This window comes from Microbacterium nanhaiense, assembly GCF_014646015.1.
Classification (GTDB): Bacteria; Actinomycetota; Actinomycetes; order Actinomycetales; family Microbacteriaceae; genus Microbacterium; species Microbacterium nanhaiense.
The window spans coordinates 430882-449638 of sequence record NZ_BMMQ01000001.1; the positions used below are offsets into that span (position 1 = coordinate 430882).

An 18757-nucleotide genomic window follows, 5' to 3' on the forward strand; every position below is an offset into this window, starting at 1 on the left:
GATTGGGGGTGTTGTCGCCGGGATCGTCGCCCTTCGAAGATAAGATCGAATATTGTGACCGCCGAGTACTCCGCCCATCATCTTCAGGTCCTCGAAGGCCTCGAGGCCGTGCGCAAGCGCCCCGGCATGTACATCGGATCGAACGGATCACCGGGGCTCATGCACTGCCTCTGGGAGATCATCGACAACTCGGTCGACGAGGCGGTCGCCGGCAACGGTGATCGCATCGACGTGATCCTTCACGACGACGGCAGCGTCGAGGTGCAGGACCGCGGCCGCGGCGTGCCGGTCGATGTCGAGCCCCGCACGGGCCTCACGGGCGTCGAGGTCGTGTACACGAAGCTGCACGCCGGTGGAAAGTTCGGCGGCGGGTCCTACGCCGCGTCCGGCGGCCTGCACGGCGTCGGCGCCTCGGTGGTCAACGCCCTGAGCGAGCGCCTGGACGTCGAGGTTGATCGCGGCGGGAAGACCCACGCGATGAGCTTCCATCGCGGCGAGCCGGGCGTCTTCGACGACGACGGCGGCCGTGCGCGGCCCGATGCGCCCTTCACCCCCTTCGAGAACGGTAGCGAGCTGCGCATCGTCGGGAAGACCAAGCGCGGCGTCACGGGCACCCGCGTGCGTTACTGGGCGGATCGACAGATCTTCACGAAGGACGCCGCCTTCCAGTACGACGAACTCGTCACGCGCGCGCGCCAGACCGCGTTCCTCGTGCCGGGGCTCGAGATCGTCATCCGCGACGAACGCCACGCGACCGACCCCGAGGTCGGGGTGCGCGAGACCAGCTACCGCTTCGACGGCGGGCTGACCGAGTTCGTCGAGTTCCTCGCGTCCGATGCCCCGGTGACGGAGACCTGGCGCTTCGAGGGCGAGGGCAACTTCACCGAAACCGTGCCGATGTTGCAGGCGGACGGATCCATGCGGTCGACGGAGGTCGAGCGCACCTGCCGCGTCGACATCGCCCTGCGCTGGGGCACGGGATACGACACCACGACCCGCTCGTTCGTGAACATCATCGCGACGCCGAAGGGCGGCACGCACCAGCAGGGCTTCGAGCAGGAGCTCACGAAGCAGTTGCGCGCCGAGGTCGATAAGAATGCTCGGCGGCTCAAGGTCGGCAACGACAAGCTCGAGAAGGACGACGTGCTCGCGGGCCTCACTGCCGTGCTGAACGTGAGCCTTCCCGAGCCGCAGTTCGAGGGGCAGACGAAGGAGATTCTGGGCACGCCCGCCGTTCGCCCGATCGTCGCCAAGGTCGTCCGCGAGGGGCTCAAGGAACGTTTCGCCTCGACGAAGCGCGACGACAAGAACCAGGTCTCGATGCTGCTCGACAAGGTCGTCAGCGAGATGAAGGCGCGCGTCTCGGCGCGCGCGCACAAGGAGACGCAGCGCCGCAAGAACGCGCTCGAATCGTCGTCGTTGCCCGCGAAGCTCATCGACTGCCGCACGACGGACGTCTCCAACACCGAGCTGTTCATCGTCGAGGGCGATTCGGCGCTCGGCACCGCCCGCAAGGCGCGCGATAGCGAGTACCAGGCGCTCTTCCCGATCCGCGGAAAGATTCTGAACACGCAGAAGGCGTCGATCTCGGACATGCTCTCGAACGCCGAGTGCGCCGCGTTGATCCAGGTCATCGGCGCCGGGTCCGGGCGCACCTTCGACATCGACACGGCGCGTTACGGCAAGGTGATCATGATGAGCGACGCCGATGTGGACGGCGCGCACATCCGCACGCTGCTGCTGACGCTCTTCTACCGCTACATGCGCCCGCTCATCGAGCACGGCCGGGTGTATGCCGCGGTCCCGCCGCTGCACCGCGTCATCGTGATCAACCCCGGTTCCAAGCCGAACGAGACGATCTACACCTACAGCGACCGCGAGCTGAACGCGCTCCTCGCGCGGCTGCGCCGCTCGAATAAGAAGTGGCAGGAGCCGATCCAGCGCTACAAGGGGCTCGGCGAGATGGACGCGGATCAGCTCGCGGAGACGACCATGTCGCGCGATGGCCGTCTGCTGCGCCGCGTGCGGATGGAGGATGCGGAGGCGGCGGGCAAGGTCTTCGAGATGCTCATGGGCAACGAGGTGGCGCCGCGCCGCGAGTTCATCGTCGCCGGTGCCGCTCGGCTCGACAAGGACTCGATCGACGCGTAGCCGCCCCGATCTCGACCGTGTCAGCGCGTCGCGCGGTGCGGGGTTTCCCCGATGACGGGCACGGATCCCGTCGTCACCGCGACCGGCGGTGGATCCGCCTTCCCGCGCGAGGCGAGCGCGATTCCGACGCTCGCCCCGGCGACGAGCGTGATCGCCGCGATCTTGAGGGGACCGATGGCCTGCTGCAACAGGATCCAGCCGAAAAGCGCCGCGAAGACCGGCTCGAGACTGATGAGCACGCCGAAGACACGCTGCGGCAGGCGGCGGAGGGCGACGAGCTCGAGCGTGTAGGGCGCGACGGACGCGAAGACCGCCGTGCCGACCGCCAACCAGACGAGCTCCGGGCGCAGCGCGAGTTCCATCGCCGCGGGTACGCCGAATGGGAAGAGCGCGATCGACGCGATCGAGAGCGCCACGGCGAGGCCGCCGACACCCGGGATCAGCCCGCCGACCCGCGCGCTCGTCCGGATGTAGCAGACCCAGAATGCGGCGGCGACGAGGACGAGGGCGACCCCGATGGGGGAGAGCGGCTCGGATCCCAGCACGCCGTCGAGGCCGAACAGCGCGATGCTGGCGACGGCGAGCCCCACCCACGCCATATCCACGAGCCGGCGCGAGAGAACGGCGGACAGCACGAGCGGCCCGACGTATTCGATCGCCACGGCGGGGCCGAGCGGCAGGTGTTCGAGCGCGGCGTAGAAGAATCCGTTCATCGCGCCGAGCGAGAGGCCGAAGCCGACGACGGAGAACCACTGCCGCCGGCTCCACGCGAGGAAACGGGGGCGTCCCGCGAGAAGCAGGATGACCGCGGCGATCGAGAGACGCACCGCCGTGACGCCCCACGTTCCGAGCCCGGGGAACAACTGCACGGCCAGTGCGGCGCCGAACTGCAGGGAGACGCAGGAGCCGATGATGAGCGCGATGGGCGTGGCGATGGAGCCTGACGGCGAGGCGGGGGTGGGCACCCTTCGATTCTTCGCCAACACGTATCGTTAATCCAGCAACCGCTTATGAAGGAAATCATTAAGGAAATTTGATGCTCAGCCTGCCCCGCCTCCGGGTCCTCAGCGAGCTGTCCCGCCGCGGCACGATCGCGGCCACGGCTCGCGCGCTGTCGTACACACCGTCCGCCGTATCGCAGCAGCTGGCTCTCCTCGAGCGCGAGGCGGGCGTTCCCCTGCTCGAGCGGGTCGGGCGCGGGGTCCGGCTGACCGACGCCGCCGCGGTCCTCGTCGAACACACCACGGCGGTCATGGCGAGGCTCGACCTCGCGGAGTCTGAGCTGGCGGCCTCGCAGCGAGAGCTTCGCGGGCGCATGCGGGTGGCGTCGTTCCAATCGGTCGTGCTGAGCCTCGTGCCCGGGGCGCTCGACCGCATGGCCGATGAGCACCCGCGGATGCGGGTCGATATCGTGCAGCGCGAGCACGGCCAGGCCTTCGAGGGGCTTCTGTCGCACGAGTTCGACCTCATCCTGGGGGAGGAGTACCCGGGGCAACCCGATCGCCTGCGCGACGGCATCGACCGCTCCGATCTGCTCGCCGACCCCCTTCGCCTCGCCCTGCCGCTTTCGGGGCAGTTCGCGGGCAGGCCGCGCCGGCTCACCGAGCTCGCCGAGGCGTCCTGGGTGCTCGATCCGGACGACACACCCACGGGGCGATGGGGGCGAGAGGTGTGTCGTCAGGCGGGCTTCGAACCGCACGTGAGGTTCGAGAGCCCGGATCCGCTGCTGCACGCCGAGCTCGTACGCACCGGCCACGCGGTCGCGTTCCTGCCGGAGCTCATCTCGTCCCCGCACCTGGCGGGCCTGACCTTGGCCGCGCTGCCGGGCGAGCCGCATCGGGTGCTGTATACCGCGACGCGCGCGGGCCGCGCCGCCCACCCCGCCGTCCGCGCCTTCCGTGATGCGCTCGCACGCGCACTCGAGGAACGCCGGCCCGGCGATCCCGCGTGGGGCGTGCGGGTCAGCTGAGGAGATCCTCAAGCGCCGCGCGCAGGGTCGGGAAGCGGAACTCGAAGCCCGCCTCCGCGAGCACCGTGCTCGTCGTGTGCCGGCCGGTGATGGCGAGTTCGGGATCCGTGCGCAGCGCGAACGCCGCGATCCGCATAAGAAATGCCGGCGTCGGCAGACCGAACGGCACGCGCGCGGCGCGCCGCAGCTCCCGCATCAGCTCGGCGTTGCGAACGGGGTTCGGCGCTGCGGCGATGACCGGGCCGTCGGGGATGACGATCCCCGGCTCGAGCCCGAGGCTCGCGCGAGCGATGCGCACCCAATCGTCGATGTGGATCCAACTGAACCACTGGCGGCCGCCCGCGATGGGACCGCCGAAGCCGAGCCGCGCCGGGAGGAGAAGGCGGTCGAGCGCGGGGGTGTGCGCATCGAGCGCGATCGACGTGCGGATCGTCACCCGCCGTGCGGCGTTCGCGCCTCGGGCGGCCGCCTCCCAGGGCAGTACCACTCCGGTCATCTGGGGCAGGCCGTCGGTCGGATCCGGCGTCTGCTCCGTGATGCGAAGATCGCCCGTGTCGTCGAACAGGCCGGAAGTGGACCCCTGCAGCCAGCGGTCGACGGGGCGCGACAGCCGCTGAGAGGCGGCGACGAGAGCCTCCGTGGCGCGGACGCGCGAGTCGCGCAGCTCCCGGATGTTTGCCTCCGTGGGGCGGCAGTCGACGAGCTTTCCCGCGAGGTTCACAACGGCGACCGGGCCGTCCGACTCGAGCACGTGCGCCCACGGGGCGGCGTTCGCGGGATCCCACCCGACCTCGGCCATTCCCGGCCGCGGACGCCGGCCCGGCGTGCGGGTGAGCACGACGACCTCGTGTCCGTCCGCGACGAGTGAGGCACCGAGCGAGGTGCCGAGGGTGCCCGCGCCGCCGGCGATGACGATCTTCATACCAGCGAGGCTACTCGCTCCCGCTACAGGGCCCGCCCGATCGTGTCGACTTCCGCCTCGAGCAGCTGACCGGATCCGTCGCGCTTGGACAGGGTCATCGGCAGCTTCCGGACGGATCCCTTCGCGTCGAGCGCATACGCGGGATCCGGGCCGGCCCAGCCGAGCTGGAGTCGATCCTCGCCCTTCAGGAACGCGTGGGCGCGCACGCCGCCCGTCGCGCGGCCCTTCGACGGGTACTCGCCGAAGTCGCTGATCTTCGCGCGGCCGGGGTCCGTGCCGGGCAGCGCGGACGACGACGTCGAGATGGTCACCACGACGTTTCCGTCCCCCGCGACCGACCCGAAGAAAATCGCGGCCGCTCCCGCGGAGAGCTTGATGCCCGCCATGCCACCGGCCGACGCGCCCTGCGGGCGCACGGAGGAAGCGGCGAAGCGGAGGAGCTTCGCGTCGTCGGTGAGGAAGACGAGATCTGACTCGTCGTCCGCGGGCGCGGCCCCCACCACGCGGTCCTTCGGCTTGAGGGCGACGACCTCGAGCTCGGCCCGGGCGGGCAGGGCGGAGGGGACGATCCGCTTGACCACGCCCTGGGCGGTGCCCAAGGCGAGCGGGGTGTCCGAATCGAGCTCGACGAGCCCGATCACCTGCTCGCTGCGGTCGGTGAGGCCGATGTAGTCGCGCAGTCGCGCACCGGCGCTGAGCGAGATGGACGACAGGGGCACGCTCGGGAGATCGACGGGGGAGAAGCGCACGAGGCGGCCGTGCGTGGTCACCGCACCGAGTTCCCCGCGCACCGTGCCGCGAGCGGTCGAGCGAACCGCGTCATGCTTGCCCCGGCGGGCGGGCGCGACGATCTCCTCGCCGCCCGGCGTGTCGATCCGGATCGCGCGGCCCGTCGTCGACAGCGCGACGAGAGTCGGGGAGTCCGCGATCTGGAGGTCGGCCTCGGCCTGCTTCGCCGAGCGCTTCTGGGCGGGCGCGGCGTTCATGAGGACGGTGCGGCGCGGCGTGCCGAGCTCGTCGGCGACGGCCTCGAGCTCGTGCGCGACCTGGCGCCGGATGAGGGCGTCCGAGCCGAGCAGCTCCTCGAGCTGCGCGATCTCGGCCTTCAGCTCGTCGCGCTCGGTCTCGAGTTCGATCCGCGAGAACTTCGTCAGCCGGCGCAGGCGCAACTCGAGAATGTACTCGGCCTGCGTCTCGTCGAGGTCGAACACCTGGCACAGGCGGCTCCGCGCCTCCTCGCTCGTCTCGGACGAGCGGATGACCTGGATGACCTCGTCGATGTCGAGGATCGCGATCAGGAGGCCCTCGACGAGGTGCAGGCGCTCCTGTCGGCGCGCCAGCCGATAGCGGGTGCGCCGCGTGACGACCTCGATGCGGTGGTTGACGTACACCACGAGCATGTCGCGCAGGCCGAGCGTCGACGGCTGCCCGTCGACAAGGGCGACGTTATTGAAACCGAAGGAGTCCTCCAGCGGCGTCAGCCGGTACAGGCGCTCGAGCACCGCGGCGGCGTCGAAGCCCGTCTTCACGCCGATGACCAGACGCAACCCGTTCTTGCGGTCGGACAGGTCGTTGACGTCGCTCACGCCCTGCAGCTTCTTCGACTGCACGGCGTCTTTGAGCTTCTCGATGACGCGCTCGGGGCCGACCATATAGGGCAGCTCCGTGACGACGATGCCGGTGCGGCGCGGTCCGATTTGTTCGATCGATGCCTTGGCGCGCACCTTCACGGATCCGCGACCGGTCTCGTAGGCGTCGCGCACGCCGTCGAGGCCCATGATGATCCCGCCCGAGGGGAAGTCGGGGCCGGGAACGAAGCGCATCAGCTCGGCCGTCGTGGCATCCGGGTTCTCGAGCAGGTGGGTCGCGGCGTTCACGACCTCGATCAGGTTGTGGGGGGCCATGTTCGTCGCCATGCCGACCGCGATGCCGGTCGCCCCGTTGACGAGGAGGTTCGGGTAGGCCGCGGGCAGGACCTCTGGCTGCTGGTACTGGCCGTCGTAGTTCGGGACGAAATCGACGACGTCCTCGCCGAGATCTTCCGTCATTCGCATCGCGGCGCGATCGAGACGCGCCTCGGTGTAGCGGGAGGCGGCGGGGCCGTCGTCGAGAGAGCCGAAGTTCCCGTGCCCATCGACCAACGGCAGCCGCATCGCGAAGTCCTGCGCGAGCCGGACGAGGGCATCGTAGATCGCGCTATCGCCGTGCGGGTGCAGCTTGCCCATGACGTCGCCGACGACGCGCGCGCTCTTGACGTGACCCCGCTCGGGGCGCAGCCCCATCTCGGCCATCTGGAACAGGATGCGTCGCTGCACGGGCTTGAGCCCGTCGCGCGCGTCGGGGAGCGCGCGCGAGTAGATCACGGAGTAGGCGTATTCGAGGTACGAACCCTGCATCTCGCTCTCGAGCGCGATCTCCTCGATGCGCTCCTCCACGGGCGGGGCCGGTTCCTTCTGACGCGCCATCTGTGCCTCTCTCCTGAAACGACGAATTCCGGGCCCTCAACGCCACGTGTGCGAGACTGGCCCGGATGTCAAGAATTCTACCCGCGGGGCCCGACACGGCCCGGGATCTCGCCGGAGTGGCGCAGCAGATGCTCGCATCGCTGACGGGGGAGAGCGACTGGTTCTCGCCCGCCCGCTCGGCCATCGTCTTCCTCGTCGACGGGCTCGGCGCGATCCAGCTGCGCGCGCACGCGTCGCATGCTCGCCACCTGGCGCAGGCGATGCCCAAGAAGCACACGGCGCGCACCGTAGCGCCCTCGACGACCGCCGCCGCGCTGACCTCGCTGCTCACCGGTGCCGCGCCCGGGGAGCACGGGATCCTCGGCTACAGCACGCTCGACCCCGCGCGGCGCATCGTGACCAATCAGCTGAGCGGTTACGAGAACCAGGGGCTGGATCCGGAGACCTGGCAGCTCGCCGAGACGATTTTCGAGCGGGCGTCGGCGCGAGGGATCCGCCCCTTCTCGGTCGGGCACTCCGAGTACCGGGCGACGGGATTCACGCGGGCCGTGCAGCGCGGAAGCGAGTTTGTCGCGGAGAACGATCTCGAGGCCCGCGTGCGCGTCGCCTGTGCGCTCGCGGCGCAGACGGCGGGGGCGCTCGTGTATTGCTACATTCCGGAGCTGGACAAGGCCGGGCACAGGTCCGGGGTGGACTCGGACCGCTGGCGCGCGACCCTCGAGAGGATCGACAGCGCGCTGCGTCCCGCGCTCGCGCTCCCGGCCGGCGTGGGCGCGATCGTCACCGCCGATCACGGGATGGTCGACGTCCCTCCCACGCGACACATCCTGCTCGGTGAGGGGGACCCGCGCCTCGACGACGTGCGGCTGATCGGCGGCGAGCCGCGGTTCCTGCACCTTTACCTCGACGAGAGCTCCGACGCCGATCGCGTCGCGCAGGTGTGGCGAGAGGCGAACGGAAAAGTCGCGGACGTGTCCACGCGCGAGGAGGCGATCGCCGACGGCCTCTTCGGACCGTTCATCGCCGACGAGGCGCGAGACCGCATCGGCGACGTGCTCGTCGCCGCGCGCGGCCTCTGGGCGTTCTACGACGACCGCCTCGCCGACAAGCGCGCGCAGACGATGATCGGACAGCACGGAGCCCTCACGCCGGAGGAGACGACGGTGCCGCTGATCCGGCTCGGTGCCTACGGCTGATCGTCGCCGCGCGCGCCGAAGACGATCTCGTCCCAGGACGGCATCGACGGGCGGCGGCGGCGCTTCGCGCTGTCTCCGCTGTTCGACGACGCGTCGGCCTCCGGCTGCTCATCGCTCTCGGACGGGGCCTTCGCGCCCTCCTCGGAGGAGTTCAGGAGCGCGACGGGGCGAGCGGATGGCTCCTCGGTGCGCTCGTCCGAGGCGGCGGGCTCGCGCTGCCCGCGCTTTCGCCGGAGCGCCTCGAGGAGGTCGGCCGTGTCGGACACCCGCTCCGGCTCGGGCTCGGGCTGGGGCGCGTCCTCGTGGAACGACTGCTCGTCGAAGGTCGACACGTCCTTCTGATCCTCGACGGCGTCCAGCGCCCGGAGGCGGGGGATCAGCCCGTCCTGAACCTTGCCCTGACGGGACAGCTGCGTGGCGTCGTCGTTGGCGGGGGCCAGCGCGCTGCGGCGCGGATCGTAGGTCCAGCGCGCGTCTCGCTCAATGCCGCCGGCCTCGAAGGTGAGCTTGATGACCCACCCCTCCTCGGCCTTCCAGCTGGTCCATCGCTCGGACATCGCGGAGAGGTCCGCGAGCTTCTCGCGGATGACGGTGCCGAAGGTCGGATTCTCTTCCAACCCCACCTGCACGCTGCGCAGCACCGGCATCGCGAGCGCCCGATCCACGATGTGCTCCCGCTCGGCGAGAACCGGTCCCTCGAACGGGCGCACGCGCTCCACGTCGCACTCGAGGAGTTCGGCGACTTCCTCGGCGGAGAGCCCGGCGCGGATGTGCGCCTGGATGTCGCGAGGGTTCGGCCCCTTCGCGGGCGGCTTCGGCTCGGTGATGGCGCGCGTTCTGCGGACCTCGCCGCGGAGCATGTCATCGATCTCGAGGGTGAAGCGCTGTCCGTGCTCATTGGCGAGGACGAGCGTCGTGCCCTCCGTACCCACGATGGTCAGCTGTTCCATCCTGCTCCTCTCCTCGCGTCGCGCGAGCGACCGCACCGACACATGGTGTCACGTCCGGGCCGTAAATGGCCGGAATAACTATGGCGTGCCGCGGGTTTGTCTCGCCGCAGGCATCACCGCACCTGCCGCTCCCAGGGAACGCATTTGCGAATTCAGCTTGCGTCATGCAAACTATCGCCGCCACGCACGCACTCGTTCGGTATGAGAGATACCTGTCGAACCCCGATCGCTCCCGGTCGCGTGGGCCCCGAACCACCCCCATGAAAGAAGTGACGCCCAGTAATGGCAACTGATTACGACGCACCGCGCAACAAGAACGAGGACGAGGGCAACGAGTCGATCGAGGCCCTCAAGGCCGCGCGCTCGAACCAGAGCAGCGCGGTCGAGTCGGAGGACTCGGACAACCCCAGCTTCGTCCTCGGCGGTACCGACCTGTCGAACGTCGAGCTCGACGTCGTGGTGCTCCCCCCGCAGCAGGACGAGTTCACCTGCATGGAGTGCTTCCTTGTGAAGCACCGCTCGCAGATCGATCACGTCGGCGACTCGGGCCCGATCTGCAAGGACTGCGCCTAAGACGCGTGCTGCGCGCGCCGGATCGCCGCCGCCAGGCGATCCGGCGTACGCGACGACACCGTCCAGGTCGTGACGGGATCCGCGGGATCGATGTTCTCCACGAGCACGATGCCGTCGATACCGCCGCGAATGAGGTACCAGCCGCGCGGATCCAATCCCACGCCGCGCGCCTTGGCCGCGTCTTCGCCCGTAAGGATCTGCGGATCGCCGAGGTGGGCGACGTCGATATGGGCGCGTCCCGCGATGAGCTCGCCGTTCTCGACCCGCACCCGAGGAGCGGTGCCGAGGAGGATCCAGATGAGGATCGCCGCCGCGAGCACGCCGAACACGAGTGCGGCCGCCTGATTGAAGCGCACGAACACGAGCGACACCATCGGGGCGATGATCGCGGCACCGACGATGAACTTGAGGGACGGGGTCAGGCGTTCGCGGTAGGCGGACGTCTGCTGTCGGCCGGTTCCTGCTGAGGCATTCAAGACGTGCATTACCCTCGAGTCGTGAGTGATTCCGTGGACATCCCCATTGTCGCACCCTCGATTCCGGCGTATGCGCACCCCGGCGACGCCGGGGCCGACCTGATTTCGACGATCGACCTCGTGCTCGAGCCGGGAGAGCGTCGGCTCGTGCCCACCGGCGTTCGCATCGCGCTGCCGGAGGGTTGCGCCGCGTTTGTCGTTCCCCGCAGCGGGCTCGCGGCGAAGCACGGCATCACCATCGTGAACGCGCCCGGCACGATCGATGCCGGTTATCGCGGCGAGATCAAGGTGGCGCTGCTGAACACGGACCGCGAGAACCCCTATACGATCGCGGCGGGGGATCGCATCGCCCAGCTGATCGTCGCACCCGTGCTGCGCGCGAACTTCCTTCCCGTCGACGAACTCGACGATGGCATCCGCGGAGAGGGCGGCTTCGGTTCGTCCGGCTACGCCGCACCCGCTCATTGATCTGAGAGACATAGGCGAACAGATGACTGATTCCCAGGAAAACCCGGTTCAGACGGAGAAGTCGGCCCCCGCCGACCGCGCGGAGCGCGGACCCTTCGACGCGAGCGAGGCCAACCCCGTCCGCCCCTACATCGACATCGGCGGCATCAAGGTGCTTCCGCGCGAGGGCCTGAACCTGCGCCTCGAGGTCGAGGAGAAGACGCAGCGGATCGTCGCGGTCGGTCTCGACTACGCCGACTCCACCCTGCAGGTGCAGCCCTTCGCCGCGCCCCGTTCGACGGGACTGTGGCACGAGACGCGCGAGCAGATCCGCGCGCAGGTGGCGGGGCAGGGCGGCCGAGTGGAGGAGCGCGAGGGGCCGTTCGGACCCGAGCTTCTTGCCGAGGTGCGCGAGCCCGCGGGCACGCGCGTCGTGCGTTTCGTCGGCGTCGATGGGCCGCGATGGTTCCTGCGCGGCGTCATCGGCGGCGCGGGCGCCAGCTCGCCGGAGGCGGCGGAGCGGGTCGAGGACCTCTTCCGGTCGCTCGTGGTCGTGCGCGGCGCCTCGCCGATGCCCCCGCGCGATCTCATCCCGCTGACCATGCCCGTCACACCGGGGTCCTGATGACCGAGCGCCCGGAGAACGACGCGCCCGAGGGCGCGAGCGCCTCGAGCGTGCTCGGACAGGCCTTCGGCGAGGCCGCGCGCCGCGCGGGACTCGACCCCGCCCAGTCCACCTCGACGGGCGCCGCGGTGTGGAAGGCGATCGGGGGAGTGCGCGGCATCGTCGAGTCGGTGCTGCCGCTCGTCGTGTTCCTCGTCAGCCTGACGATCTGGCCCGACAACAACGTCCTCGCGGTCGTCGCCTCGGTTGCGGCGGCGGCCGTCTTCACCGTCGTTCGCCTTCTTCAGCGCCAGGCGCCATCGGCCGCTCTCGGCGGGCTCGTGGCAGTGGGAGTGGCGGGAGCCCTCGTGCTGTTCACGGGGCGTGCGGAGGACAACTTCATCCCGGGCTTCATCACGAACGTCGTCTACGGATCCGCCTTCCTCGTGTCGGCGGTCGTGGGGTGGTCGATCATCGGTCTCGCCGTGGGCTTCCTCATGGACGACGGTGTCGCCTGGCGCAAGGACCGGCGCAAGAGCCGGGTGTTCTTCTGGCTCGCCATCATGTGGGCGGCACTGTTCTTCCTGCGGCTCGGCGTGCAGTTTCCGATGTGGCTCGCCGGCGGCGACGACGTCGTGCAGGCGCTCGGCACCGTCAAGCTCGTGATGGGGATCCCCCTGTTCGCGCCGCTCGTAGCCGTCACCTGGCTCGCCTCTCGCGCCGTGTACAGCGATCGCCGATAGTCGACGCTGATAGTATTTATCTTGACATCAAGATAAATTGCGCGCGTTAGGTCGACCTTCCTAGCACCATCGGCCTCAGAGGAGGAGGATGGGAGCGCAATGCTGCGGTCGACCATAAGGAGACATCCGTGTCTACGGTGAACAGCTTCGGTGCTCAGAGCACCCTTTCGGTCGGTGGCACCGACTATGAGATCTATCGCATCGATGCGGTTGAGGGGTATGAGAAGCTCCCCTTCAGCCTCAAGGTGCTCCTCGAGAACCAGCTCCGCACGGAGGATGGTGCGAACGTCACGCGCGAGCAGATCACGGCCCTCGGCCAGTGGGACGCGAACGCCGAGCCCAGCACGGAGATCCAATTCACGCCGGCTCGCGTCGTGATGCAGGACTTCACGGGCGTGCCGTGCATCGTCGACCTCGCCACCATGCGCGAGGCCGTCACTGCGCTGGGCGGTGACCCCAACAAGATCAACCCGCTCTCGCCCGCCGAGATGGTCATCGACCACTCGGTCATCGCCGACCTCTTCGGTCGTCCCGATGCCCTCGAGCGCAACGTCGAGATCGAGTACGAGCGCAACGGCGAGCGCTACCAGTTCCTGCGCTGGGGCCAGACCGCGTTCGACGACTTCAAGGTCGTCCCCCCGGGCACCGGTATCGTCCACCAGGTCAACATCGAGCACCTCGCCAAGGTCGTCTACGACCGCCCGGCGAACGGCGTTCTCCGCGCCTACCCCGACACCTGCGTCGGAACCGACTCGCACACGACGATGGTCAACGGCCTCGGCGTGCTCGGCTGGGGCGTCGGCGGCATCGAGGCCGAGGCCGCGATGCTCGGCCAGCCCGTGTCGATGCTGATCCCGCGCGTCGTGGGCTTCAAGCTCACGGGCGACATCCCCGCCGGTGTCACGGCGACCGACGTCGTGCTCACGATCACCGACATGCTCCGCAAGCACGGCGTCGTCGGCAAGTTCGTCGAGTTCTACGGCGAGGGCGTCGGCTCGGTGCCGCTCGCCAACCGCGCCACCATCGGAAACATGAGCCCCGAGTTCGGCTCGACCGCCGCCATGTTCCCGATCGACGACGTCACGCTCGACTACCTGCGCCTGACGGGCCGCGACGAGCAGGCCGTTGCCCTCGTCGAGGCGTACGCCAAGGAGCAGCACCTGTGGCACGACCCGTCGGTCGAGCCCGTGTTCAGCGAGTACCTCGAGCTCGACCTGTCGACGGTCGTTCCGTCGATCGCCGGTCCGAAGCGTCCCCAGGACCGCATCCTCCTCTCGGAGGCGAAGTCGCAGTTCGAGAAGGACATCGAGTACTACGTCGCGCCGCGCACGAGCGACGAGATCGTCGACCTCGAGAGCGACGAGTCGTTCCCGGCCTCCGACCCGGGCTCCGTCCCCGGTGAGGAGCACGAGCACACCGTCTCGCACCTGCTCTCGAGTGGTGGCCCCGCCAATGCCTCGACGCCGACGCTCGTGACCACCCCCGAGGGCGAGAGCTACGAGCTCGACAACGGCGCCGTGACGCTCGCCGCCATCACCTCCTGCACGAACACGTCGAACCCGTCGGTCATGATTGCCGCCGGACTCGTCGCGCGCAAGGCGGCGGAGAAGGGCCTCACGCGCAAGCCGTGGGTCAAGACGACGCTCGGCCCGGGCTCGAAGGTCGTCACCGACTACTACGAGAAGTCCGGTCTGGACAAGGATCTCGAGCAGATCGGCTTCTACACGGTCGGTTACGGCTGCACCATCTGCATCGGAAACTCCGGCCCGATGATCGAAGAGGTCTCCGAGGCGATCAACGCCAACGACCTCGCGGTCACGGCGGTGCTCTCCGGTAACCGCAACTTCGAGGGCCGCATCAGCCCCGACGTGAAGATGAACTACCTCGCCTCGCCGCCGCTCGTCGTCGCGTACGCGCTGGCCGGATCGATGCACTTCGACTTCGAGACCGACGCGCTCGGAACCGACGCTGACGGCAACGAGATCTTCCTCAAGGACATCTGGCCCACGCCGGACGAGGTGCAGGAGATCATCGACTCGTCGATCTCGCGCGAGCAGTTCATCCAGCAGTACAAGACCGTCTTCGACGGCGACGACCGCTGGCGCAACCTGCCGACCCCCGAGGGATCGGTGTTCGAGTGGAACGAGGACTCGACCTACGTGCGCAAGGCGCCGTACTTCGACGGCATGACGGCCGAGCCCACGCCCGTGACGGACATCACCGGCGCGCGGGTTCTCGCGAAGCTCGGCGACTCGGTGACGACCGACCACATCTCGCCGGCCGGCGCGATCAAGGCGGACACCCCCGCCGGTCAGTACCTCACCGCGCACGGGATCGACCGCAAGGACTTCAACTCCTACGGCTCGCGCCGAGGCAACCACGAGGTCATGATCCGCGGCACCTTCGCCAACATCCGCCTGAAGAACCAGCTCCTCGACGGCGTCGAGGGCGGGTACACGCGCGACTTCACGCAGGAGGGCGGCCCGCAGTCGTTCATCTACGACGCGTCGCAGAACTACCAGGCCGAGAACACGCCGCTCGTCATCCTCGGCGGCAAGGAGTACGGCTCCGGCTCGTCGCGTGACTGGGCCGCGAAGGGCACGCGCCTCCTGGGCGTCGGCGCCGTCATCACGGAGAGCTTCGAGCGCATCCACCGCTCGAACCTCATCGGCATGGGCGTCGTCCCGCTGCAGTTCCCCGCCGGCGAGTCGGCCGACTCGCTGGGGCTCGACGGCACCGAGGTCTTCTCGATCGAGGGTCTGACCGAGCTGAACAACGGCGTGACGCCCAAGACGGTGCACGTGACGGCGCAGCCGAGCGAGCACTCGCCCGCCGGCAAGCAGACCGTCGAGTTCGACGCGATCGTCCGCATCGACACGCCTGGTGAGGCCGACTACTACCGCAACGGCGGCATCCTGCAGTACGTGCTGCGCTCGCTGGTGTAATAGCTCCTCCCCGCCACGAGGCCCCTCCCGTCGCCGCGCGGGAGGGGCCTCGTCGCGTCCCGCCTGATTTCCAGCACGGGGGCGTACGCTCGAAACTATGAGTCTGCTTGAGTCGATCTCGGGTCCGCGGGACCTCGACCGCCTGTCGAAGCGTGAGCTCACGCAGCTCGCGGGCGAGGTGCGTGAGTTCCTCGTCGAGAACGTCTCCCAGACGGGCGGCCACCTGGGCCCGAACCTCGGAGTCGTCGAGCTCACGATCGCCCTGCACCGCGTCTTCGACTCGCCGAACGACCCGATCGTGTGGGACACGGGGCACCAGTCGTACGTGCACAAGCTGCTCACGGGGCGCCAGGATTTCTCCAAGCTCCGTTCACGGGGTGGCCTCGCGGGCTACCCGCAGCGTTCCGAGAGTGAGCACGACGTCGTGGAGTCCTCGCATGCCTCGAGCTCGCTCAGCTGGGCCGACGGCATCTCGCGCGCCTTCGCCCGCACGAGCCGGGATGACCGGCACGTCGTCGCCGTGCTCGGCGACGGTGCCCTGACGGGCGGCATGACCTGGGAAGCCCTCAACAACATCACCGACGACAACGACCGCAACCTGGTGATCGTCGTCAATGACAACGGTCGCAGCTACGCGCCGACGATCGGCGGCATGGCGCGGTACCTCAATCGCGTGCGCACCGCGACCACCTATCGCGACCTCGACGAGAAGTCGGGTCGCGCCGCGCACCGCCTCGGCCGCGTCGGGCGCGCCCTGTATCGCGGAGTGCGGGGAGGAACGCACGGCTTCCTGTCGAAGCTCACGAACAACTCTGCGCTCTACGCGCAGCTCGATATCAAGTACCTCGGCCCCGTGGACGGCCACGATCTGCCGGCCTTGATCGAGACGCTCGAGCAGGCCAAGCGATACAGCGCGCCCGTCATCGTGCACGCCATCACCGAGAAGGGGCGCGGCTATGCGCCGGCCCGCAACGACGAGGCCGACCAGTTCCACGCGGTCAACAAGATCGATCCCAAGACGGGCAAGCCCGTCGGCGGGCGCAAGGGCAAGGATTGGACGGGCGTCTTCGCCGACGCGCTGGTCGAGGTGGGGGAGCGGCGGACCGACGTGATCGCCATGACGGCGGCCATGCTCCGGCCTACGGGTCTCGGCCCCTTCGCCGAACGCTTTCCGGAGCGCGTGTACGACGTGGGCATCGCCGAGCAGCACGCCGTCGCGAGCGCGGCCGGGCTCGCCTACGGCGGCCTGCACCCGGTCGTGGCGCTCTACGCGACCTTCGTGAACCGGGCCTTTGACCAGGTGCTCATGGACGTGGCGCTTCACAAGGCCGGAGTGACGTTCGTCTTCGACCGTTCGGGCGTCACGGGCCCCGACGGCCCCAGCCACCACGGCATGTGGGATCTGGCGCTCCTGCACATCGTGCCCCATATCCGCATCGCCGCCCCGCGAGACGCCGAGCGGCTGCGCGAGGAGCTCGACGAGGCGGTCGCCATCGACGACGGCCCCACGGTGATCCGCTATCCGAAGGGCGAGGTCGGCGAGACCATCGAGGCGATCGAGCGCACGGCCGACGGTGTCGACGTGCTCGCGCGCTCCGGCGACGAGGACGTCCTCCTGATCGGCATCGGCCCGTTCGCCCGCATGGCGCTCGACGTCGCCGAGCGCCTCGGGGCGCAGGGCATCGGCGCAACCGTCATCGATCCCCGGTGGGTCGTCCCGGTCGCCGACTCGATCGTCGACCTCGCCCGACGCCACCGCCTCGTCATCACGATCGAGGACGGGATCCGCGTCGGTGGCATCGGCACGCGAGTGCGCCAGGTGCTGCGCGAGGCCGGCGTCGACACGGCGGTGGACGAGCTGGGCCTCCCGGACGAGTTCATCGACCACGCATCGCGTGAGCAGGTGCTTGAGGATGCGGGTCTGACGGCGTCGAAGATCGCCCAGGACGTCGTCTCCCAGGTTCTGGGAACCCGTGTCCCCGTCGCGCGGCAGAACGCGCTGACCGCCCGCACGGGAGTCGCGGCGAAGGATCACTCGCGAGGAGCGCGCTAGGCTCCGAGCCTCATCCGGCCGCCTCTCCGGTCAGCCACGAGTTGCTCAGCGGCGTGCCGTTGACGAGCAGATCGCCGATCGCCTTCGCCTTGTTCCGGTGCGGGTTGTGCGTCGCGATCGTACGGGCGTTGCGCCAGTGCCGGTCGAGCCCGCGCGAGCGATCCGTCGCGGATGCCCCGCCGATGTCGAAGAGCTTCGTCGCCGCGTCGAGCACCGCCGTCACGACGACGATCTGCGCGTGCGCGGTGGCGACGTCTCCGCGGGCGACCGCCTCGTCGATGGCGCGGGGATCGGCATCCGCGGCCTGCAGATCGTGCGAGTCCTGGAGCGCCGCGACGGCCGACTGCAGCGCCGCGTCGGCCTGGTAGGACAGCGCGCTCAGCTCGCCGATGGTCTCGAGGACGATCGGGTCACTCGCGGCGGTCGCCCCGGATCCGTTGCTGTAGACGCGGGTGCGGCGGGTGACGAACTCGATCGCGTCGCTGACGATCGCGCGGCCGATGCCGTTCAGCGCGGCGAGCAGCACCAGCTGCACGTAGGCACCGCCATGGCCGGGCGCGGATCCCGTCCGGTGCGTGACATCGTGAGCGGGCACGCGCACCTCGTCGAAGACGGTCGTTCCGCTGCCGGTCAGGCGCTGCCCGAATCCGTTCCAGTCGTCCGCGCGGGTCACGCCGGGGCTGCGCGTGTCGACGGCGACACCGACGAACTCCCCCTCCTCATCGACGGCCGAGACGGAGACCCAATCGGCGTAGAGCGTGCCCGTCGAGTAGTACTTCGTACCGCTGAGCACGTAGCCGTCGCCGTGCGCGCGCACCCGCGTCTCGAGCGAGCCGACCTGCGCGGAGCTGCGCTCGTGCGAGGCGTTGCCGTAGACCGCGCCCGACGCGATGCGCGCGAGCACCCGGTCGCGGGCCGACGACGGCGGGGCGAGGATCTGACGCTCGATGAGAGCGAAGTGCGAGCGCAGCACCTGGGCGAGGTTTGGTTCGTGCTGGGCGAGGTGACTGAGGAGTTCGAGGCCCTCGCTGAGGCTCGCGCCGCCGCCGCCGAGCTCCTCCGGCAGGGTCGCGCGCGTGAAGCCCGCATCCTTCAGCTGTTCCAGTTCCGCGAACGGAAGCCGCCGCTCCTCCTCTCTCGCGATCGCACCGCGCGCGATGTCGGTCAGCACAGCGGCGAAGCGCTGCTTGAATCGCGACGCGCGGGCCGCGGCCCACGCCGGTTGATGGAGGACATGACTGATCTCGGTCTGCGTCGACAATG

Annotated in this window: 15 protein-coding genes; 9 read left to right on the top strand and 6 right to left on the bottom strand. The window is 69.3% G+C overall.

The window, feature by feature from the left end:
- Positions 1 to 54 precede the first annotated feature (54 nt).
- Positions 55 to 2151 carry a DNA gyrase/topoisomerase IV subunit B gene (locus tag IEX05_RS02180; protein ID WP_188699743.1) on the top strand — a complete coding sequence of 699 codons (2097 nt, stop codon included), beginning with the start codon at positions 55 to 57 and terminating at the stop codon, positions 2149 to 2151.
- Positions 2152 to 2171: 20 nt separating this feature from the next.
- Here the strand turns inward: IEX05_RS02180 and IEX05_RS02185 are convergent, their stop codons facing one another.
- Complete coding sequence (locus IEX05_RS02185) at positions 2172 to 3116, bottom strand: EamA family transporter (protein WP_188699744.1); 945 nt, start codon at positions 3114 to 3116, stop codon at positions 2172 to 2174.
- Between the two features lie 71 nt (positions 3117 to 3187).
- Between IEX05_RS02185 and IEX05_RS02190 the strand changes: the two genes are divergently transcribed.
- The gene (locus tag IEX05_RS02190) at positions 3188 to 4120 is read left to right on the top strand and encodes a LysR family transcriptional regulator (protein ID WP_188699745.1); all 933 of its coding nucleotides are present in this window, start codon (positions 3188 to 3190) and stop codon (positions 4118 to 4120) included.
- Here IEX05_RS02190 and IEX05_RS02195 read toward each other — a convergent pair.
- Positions 4113 to 5042, bottom strand: coding sequence for an epimerase (locus tag IEX05_RS02195; protein WP_188699746.1), 930 nt, complete (start codon positions 5040 to 5042; stop codon positions 4113 to 4115). The genes IEX05_RS02190 and IEX05_RS02195 overlap by 8 nt on opposite strands.
- 23 nt (positions 5043 to 5065) lie before the next feature.
- Positions 5066 to 7507, bottom strand: a complete 2442-nt coding sequence (locus tag IEX05_RS02200; RefSeq protein ID WP_229661071.1) for a DNA gyrase/topoisomerase IV subunit A — start codon at positions 7505 to 7507, stop codon at positions 5066 to 5068.
- Positions 7508 to 7572: 65 nt separating this feature from the next.
- On the opposite strand from IEX05_RS02200, the gene IEX05_RS02205 reads away from it, so the two are divergent.
- Positions 7573 to 8703, top strand: coding sequence for an alkaline phosphatase family protein (locus tag IEX05_RS02205; RefSeq protein WP_188699747.1), 1131 nt, complete (start codon positions 7573 to 7575; stop codon positions 8701 to 8703).
- On the opposite strand, the gene sepH is transcribed toward IEX05_RS02205, so the two are convergent.
- Positions 8694 to 9653, bottom strand: a complete 960-nt coding sequence (gene sepH, locus IEX05_RS02210; protein ID WP_188699748.1) for a septation protein SepH — start codon at positions 9651 to 9653, stop codon at positions 8694 to 8696. The two genes, IEX05_RS02205 and sepH, sit on opposite strands and share 10 nt — an antisense overlap.
- A gap of 282 nt (positions 9654 to 9935) precedes the next feature.
- Between sepH and IEX05_RS02215 the strand changes: the two genes are divergently transcribed.
- Positions 9936 to 10226 (top strand): DUF4193 domain-containing protein, encoded by a 291-nt coding sequence (locus IEX05_RS02215; protein ID WP_188699749.1) that lies wholly within the window; start codon positions 9936 to 9938, stop codon positions 10224 to 10226.
- Here the strand turns inward: IEX05_RS02215 and IEX05_RS02220 are convergent.
- Positions 10223 to 10711 (bottom strand): DUF3093 domain-containing protein, encoded by a 489-nt coding sequence (locus tag IEX05_RS02220; protein ID WP_188699750.1) that lies wholly within the window; start codon positions 10709 to 10711, stop codon positions 10223 to 10225. The two genes, IEX05_RS02215 and IEX05_RS02220, sit on opposite strands and share 4 nt — an antisense overlap.
- Positions 10712 to 10723: 12 nt before the next feature.
- Here IEX05_RS02220 and dut point away from each other — a divergent pair, with 12 nt between their 5' ends.
- From dut to dxs, 5 genes are all read left to right on the top strand, one after another.
- Positions 10724 to 11170 (top strand): dUTP diphosphatase, encoded by a 447-nt coding sequence (gene dut / locus IEX05_RS02225; RefSeq protein ID WP_188699751.1) that lies wholly within the window; start codon positions 10724 to 10726, stop codon positions 11168 to 11170.
- Positions 11171 to 11192: 22 nt separating this feature from the next.
- A complete protein-coding gene (locus IEX05_RS02230) occupies positions 11193 to 11774 on the top strand; it encodes a DUF3710 domain-containing protein (RefSeq protein ID WP_188699752.1) in 582 nt (193 codons plus the stop codon).
- A complete protein-coding gene (locus tag IEX05_RS02235; RefSeq protein ID WP_188699753.1) occupies positions 11774 to 12496 on the top strand; it encodes a DUF3159 domain-containing protein in 723 nt (240 codons plus the stop codon). The genes IEX05_RS02230 and IEX05_RS02235 overlap by 1 nt, the downstream gene beginning before the upstream one ends.
- A gap of 128 nt (positions 12497 to 12624) precedes the next feature.
- On the top strand, positions 12625 to 15441 hold the full coding sequence (locus tag IEX05_RS02240; protein ID WP_188699754.1) for an aconitate hydratase: 2817 nt from the start codon (positions 12625 to 12627) through the stop codon (positions 15439 to 15441).
- Between the two features lie 97 nt (positions 15442 to 15538).
- Positions 15539 to 17494, top strand: coding sequence for a 1-deoxy-D-xylulose-5-phosphate synthase (gene dxs / locus IEX05_RS02245; protein ID WP_188699755.1), 1956 nt, complete (start codon positions 15539 to 15541; stop codon positions 17492 to 17494).
- A 10-nt stretch (positions 17495 to 17504) separates the two neighbouring features.
- Here the strand turns inward: dxs and IEX05_RS02250 are convergent, their stop codons facing one another.
- A complete protein-coding gene (locus IEX05_RS02250; protein ID WP_229661072.1) occupies positions 17505 to 18755 on the bottom strand; it encodes an acyl-CoA dehydrogenase family protein in 1251 nt (416 codons plus the stop codon).
- Positions 18756 to 18757 lie beyond the last annotated feature (2 nt).

Excerpts from the sequence above, each read along its gene's own strand:
- IEX05_RS02190 (WP_188699745.1), top strand. The coding sequence starts at position 3,188 with ATGCTCAGCCTGCCCCGCCTCCGGGTCCTCAGCGAGCTGTCCCGCCGC.
- IEX05_RS02195 (WP_188699746.1), bottom strand. The coding sequence starts at position 5,042 with ATGAAGATCGTCATCGCCGGCGGCGCGGGCACCCTCGGCACCTCGCTC.
- IEX05_RS02200 (WP_229661071.1), bottom strand. The coding sequence starts at position 7,507 with ATGGCGCGTCAGAAGGAACCGGCCCCGCCCGTGGAGGAGCGCATCGAG.
- IEX05_RS02205 (WP_188699747.1), top strand. The coding sequence starts at position 7,573 with ATGTCAAGAATTCTACCCGCGGGGCCCGACACGGCCCGGGATCTCGCC.
- sepH (WP_188699748.1), bottom strand. The coding sequence starts at position 9,653 with ATGGAACAGCTGACCATCGTGGGTACGGAGGGCACGACGCTCGTCCTC.
- IEX05_RS02215 (WP_188699749.1), top strand. The coding sequence starts at position 9,936 with ATGGCAACTGATTACGACGCACCGCGCAACAAGAACGAGGACGAGGGC.
- IEX05_RS02220 (WP_188699750.1), bottom strand. The coding sequence starts at position 10,711 with ATGCACGTCTTGAATGCCTCAGCAGGAACCGGCCGACAGCAGACGTCC.
- IEX05_RS02230 (WP_188699752.1), top strand. The coding sequence starts at position 11,193 with ATGACTGATTCCCAGGAAAACCCGGTTCAGACGGAGAAGTCGGCCCCC.
- IEX05_RS02235 (WP_188699753.1), top strand. The coding sequence starts at position 11,774 with ATGACCGAGCGCCCGGAGAACGACGCGCCCGAGGGCGCGAGCGCCTCG.
- dxs (WP_188699755.1), top strand. The coding sequence starts at position 15,539 with ATGAGTCTGCTTGAGTCGATCTCGGGTCCGCGGGACCTCGACCGCCTG.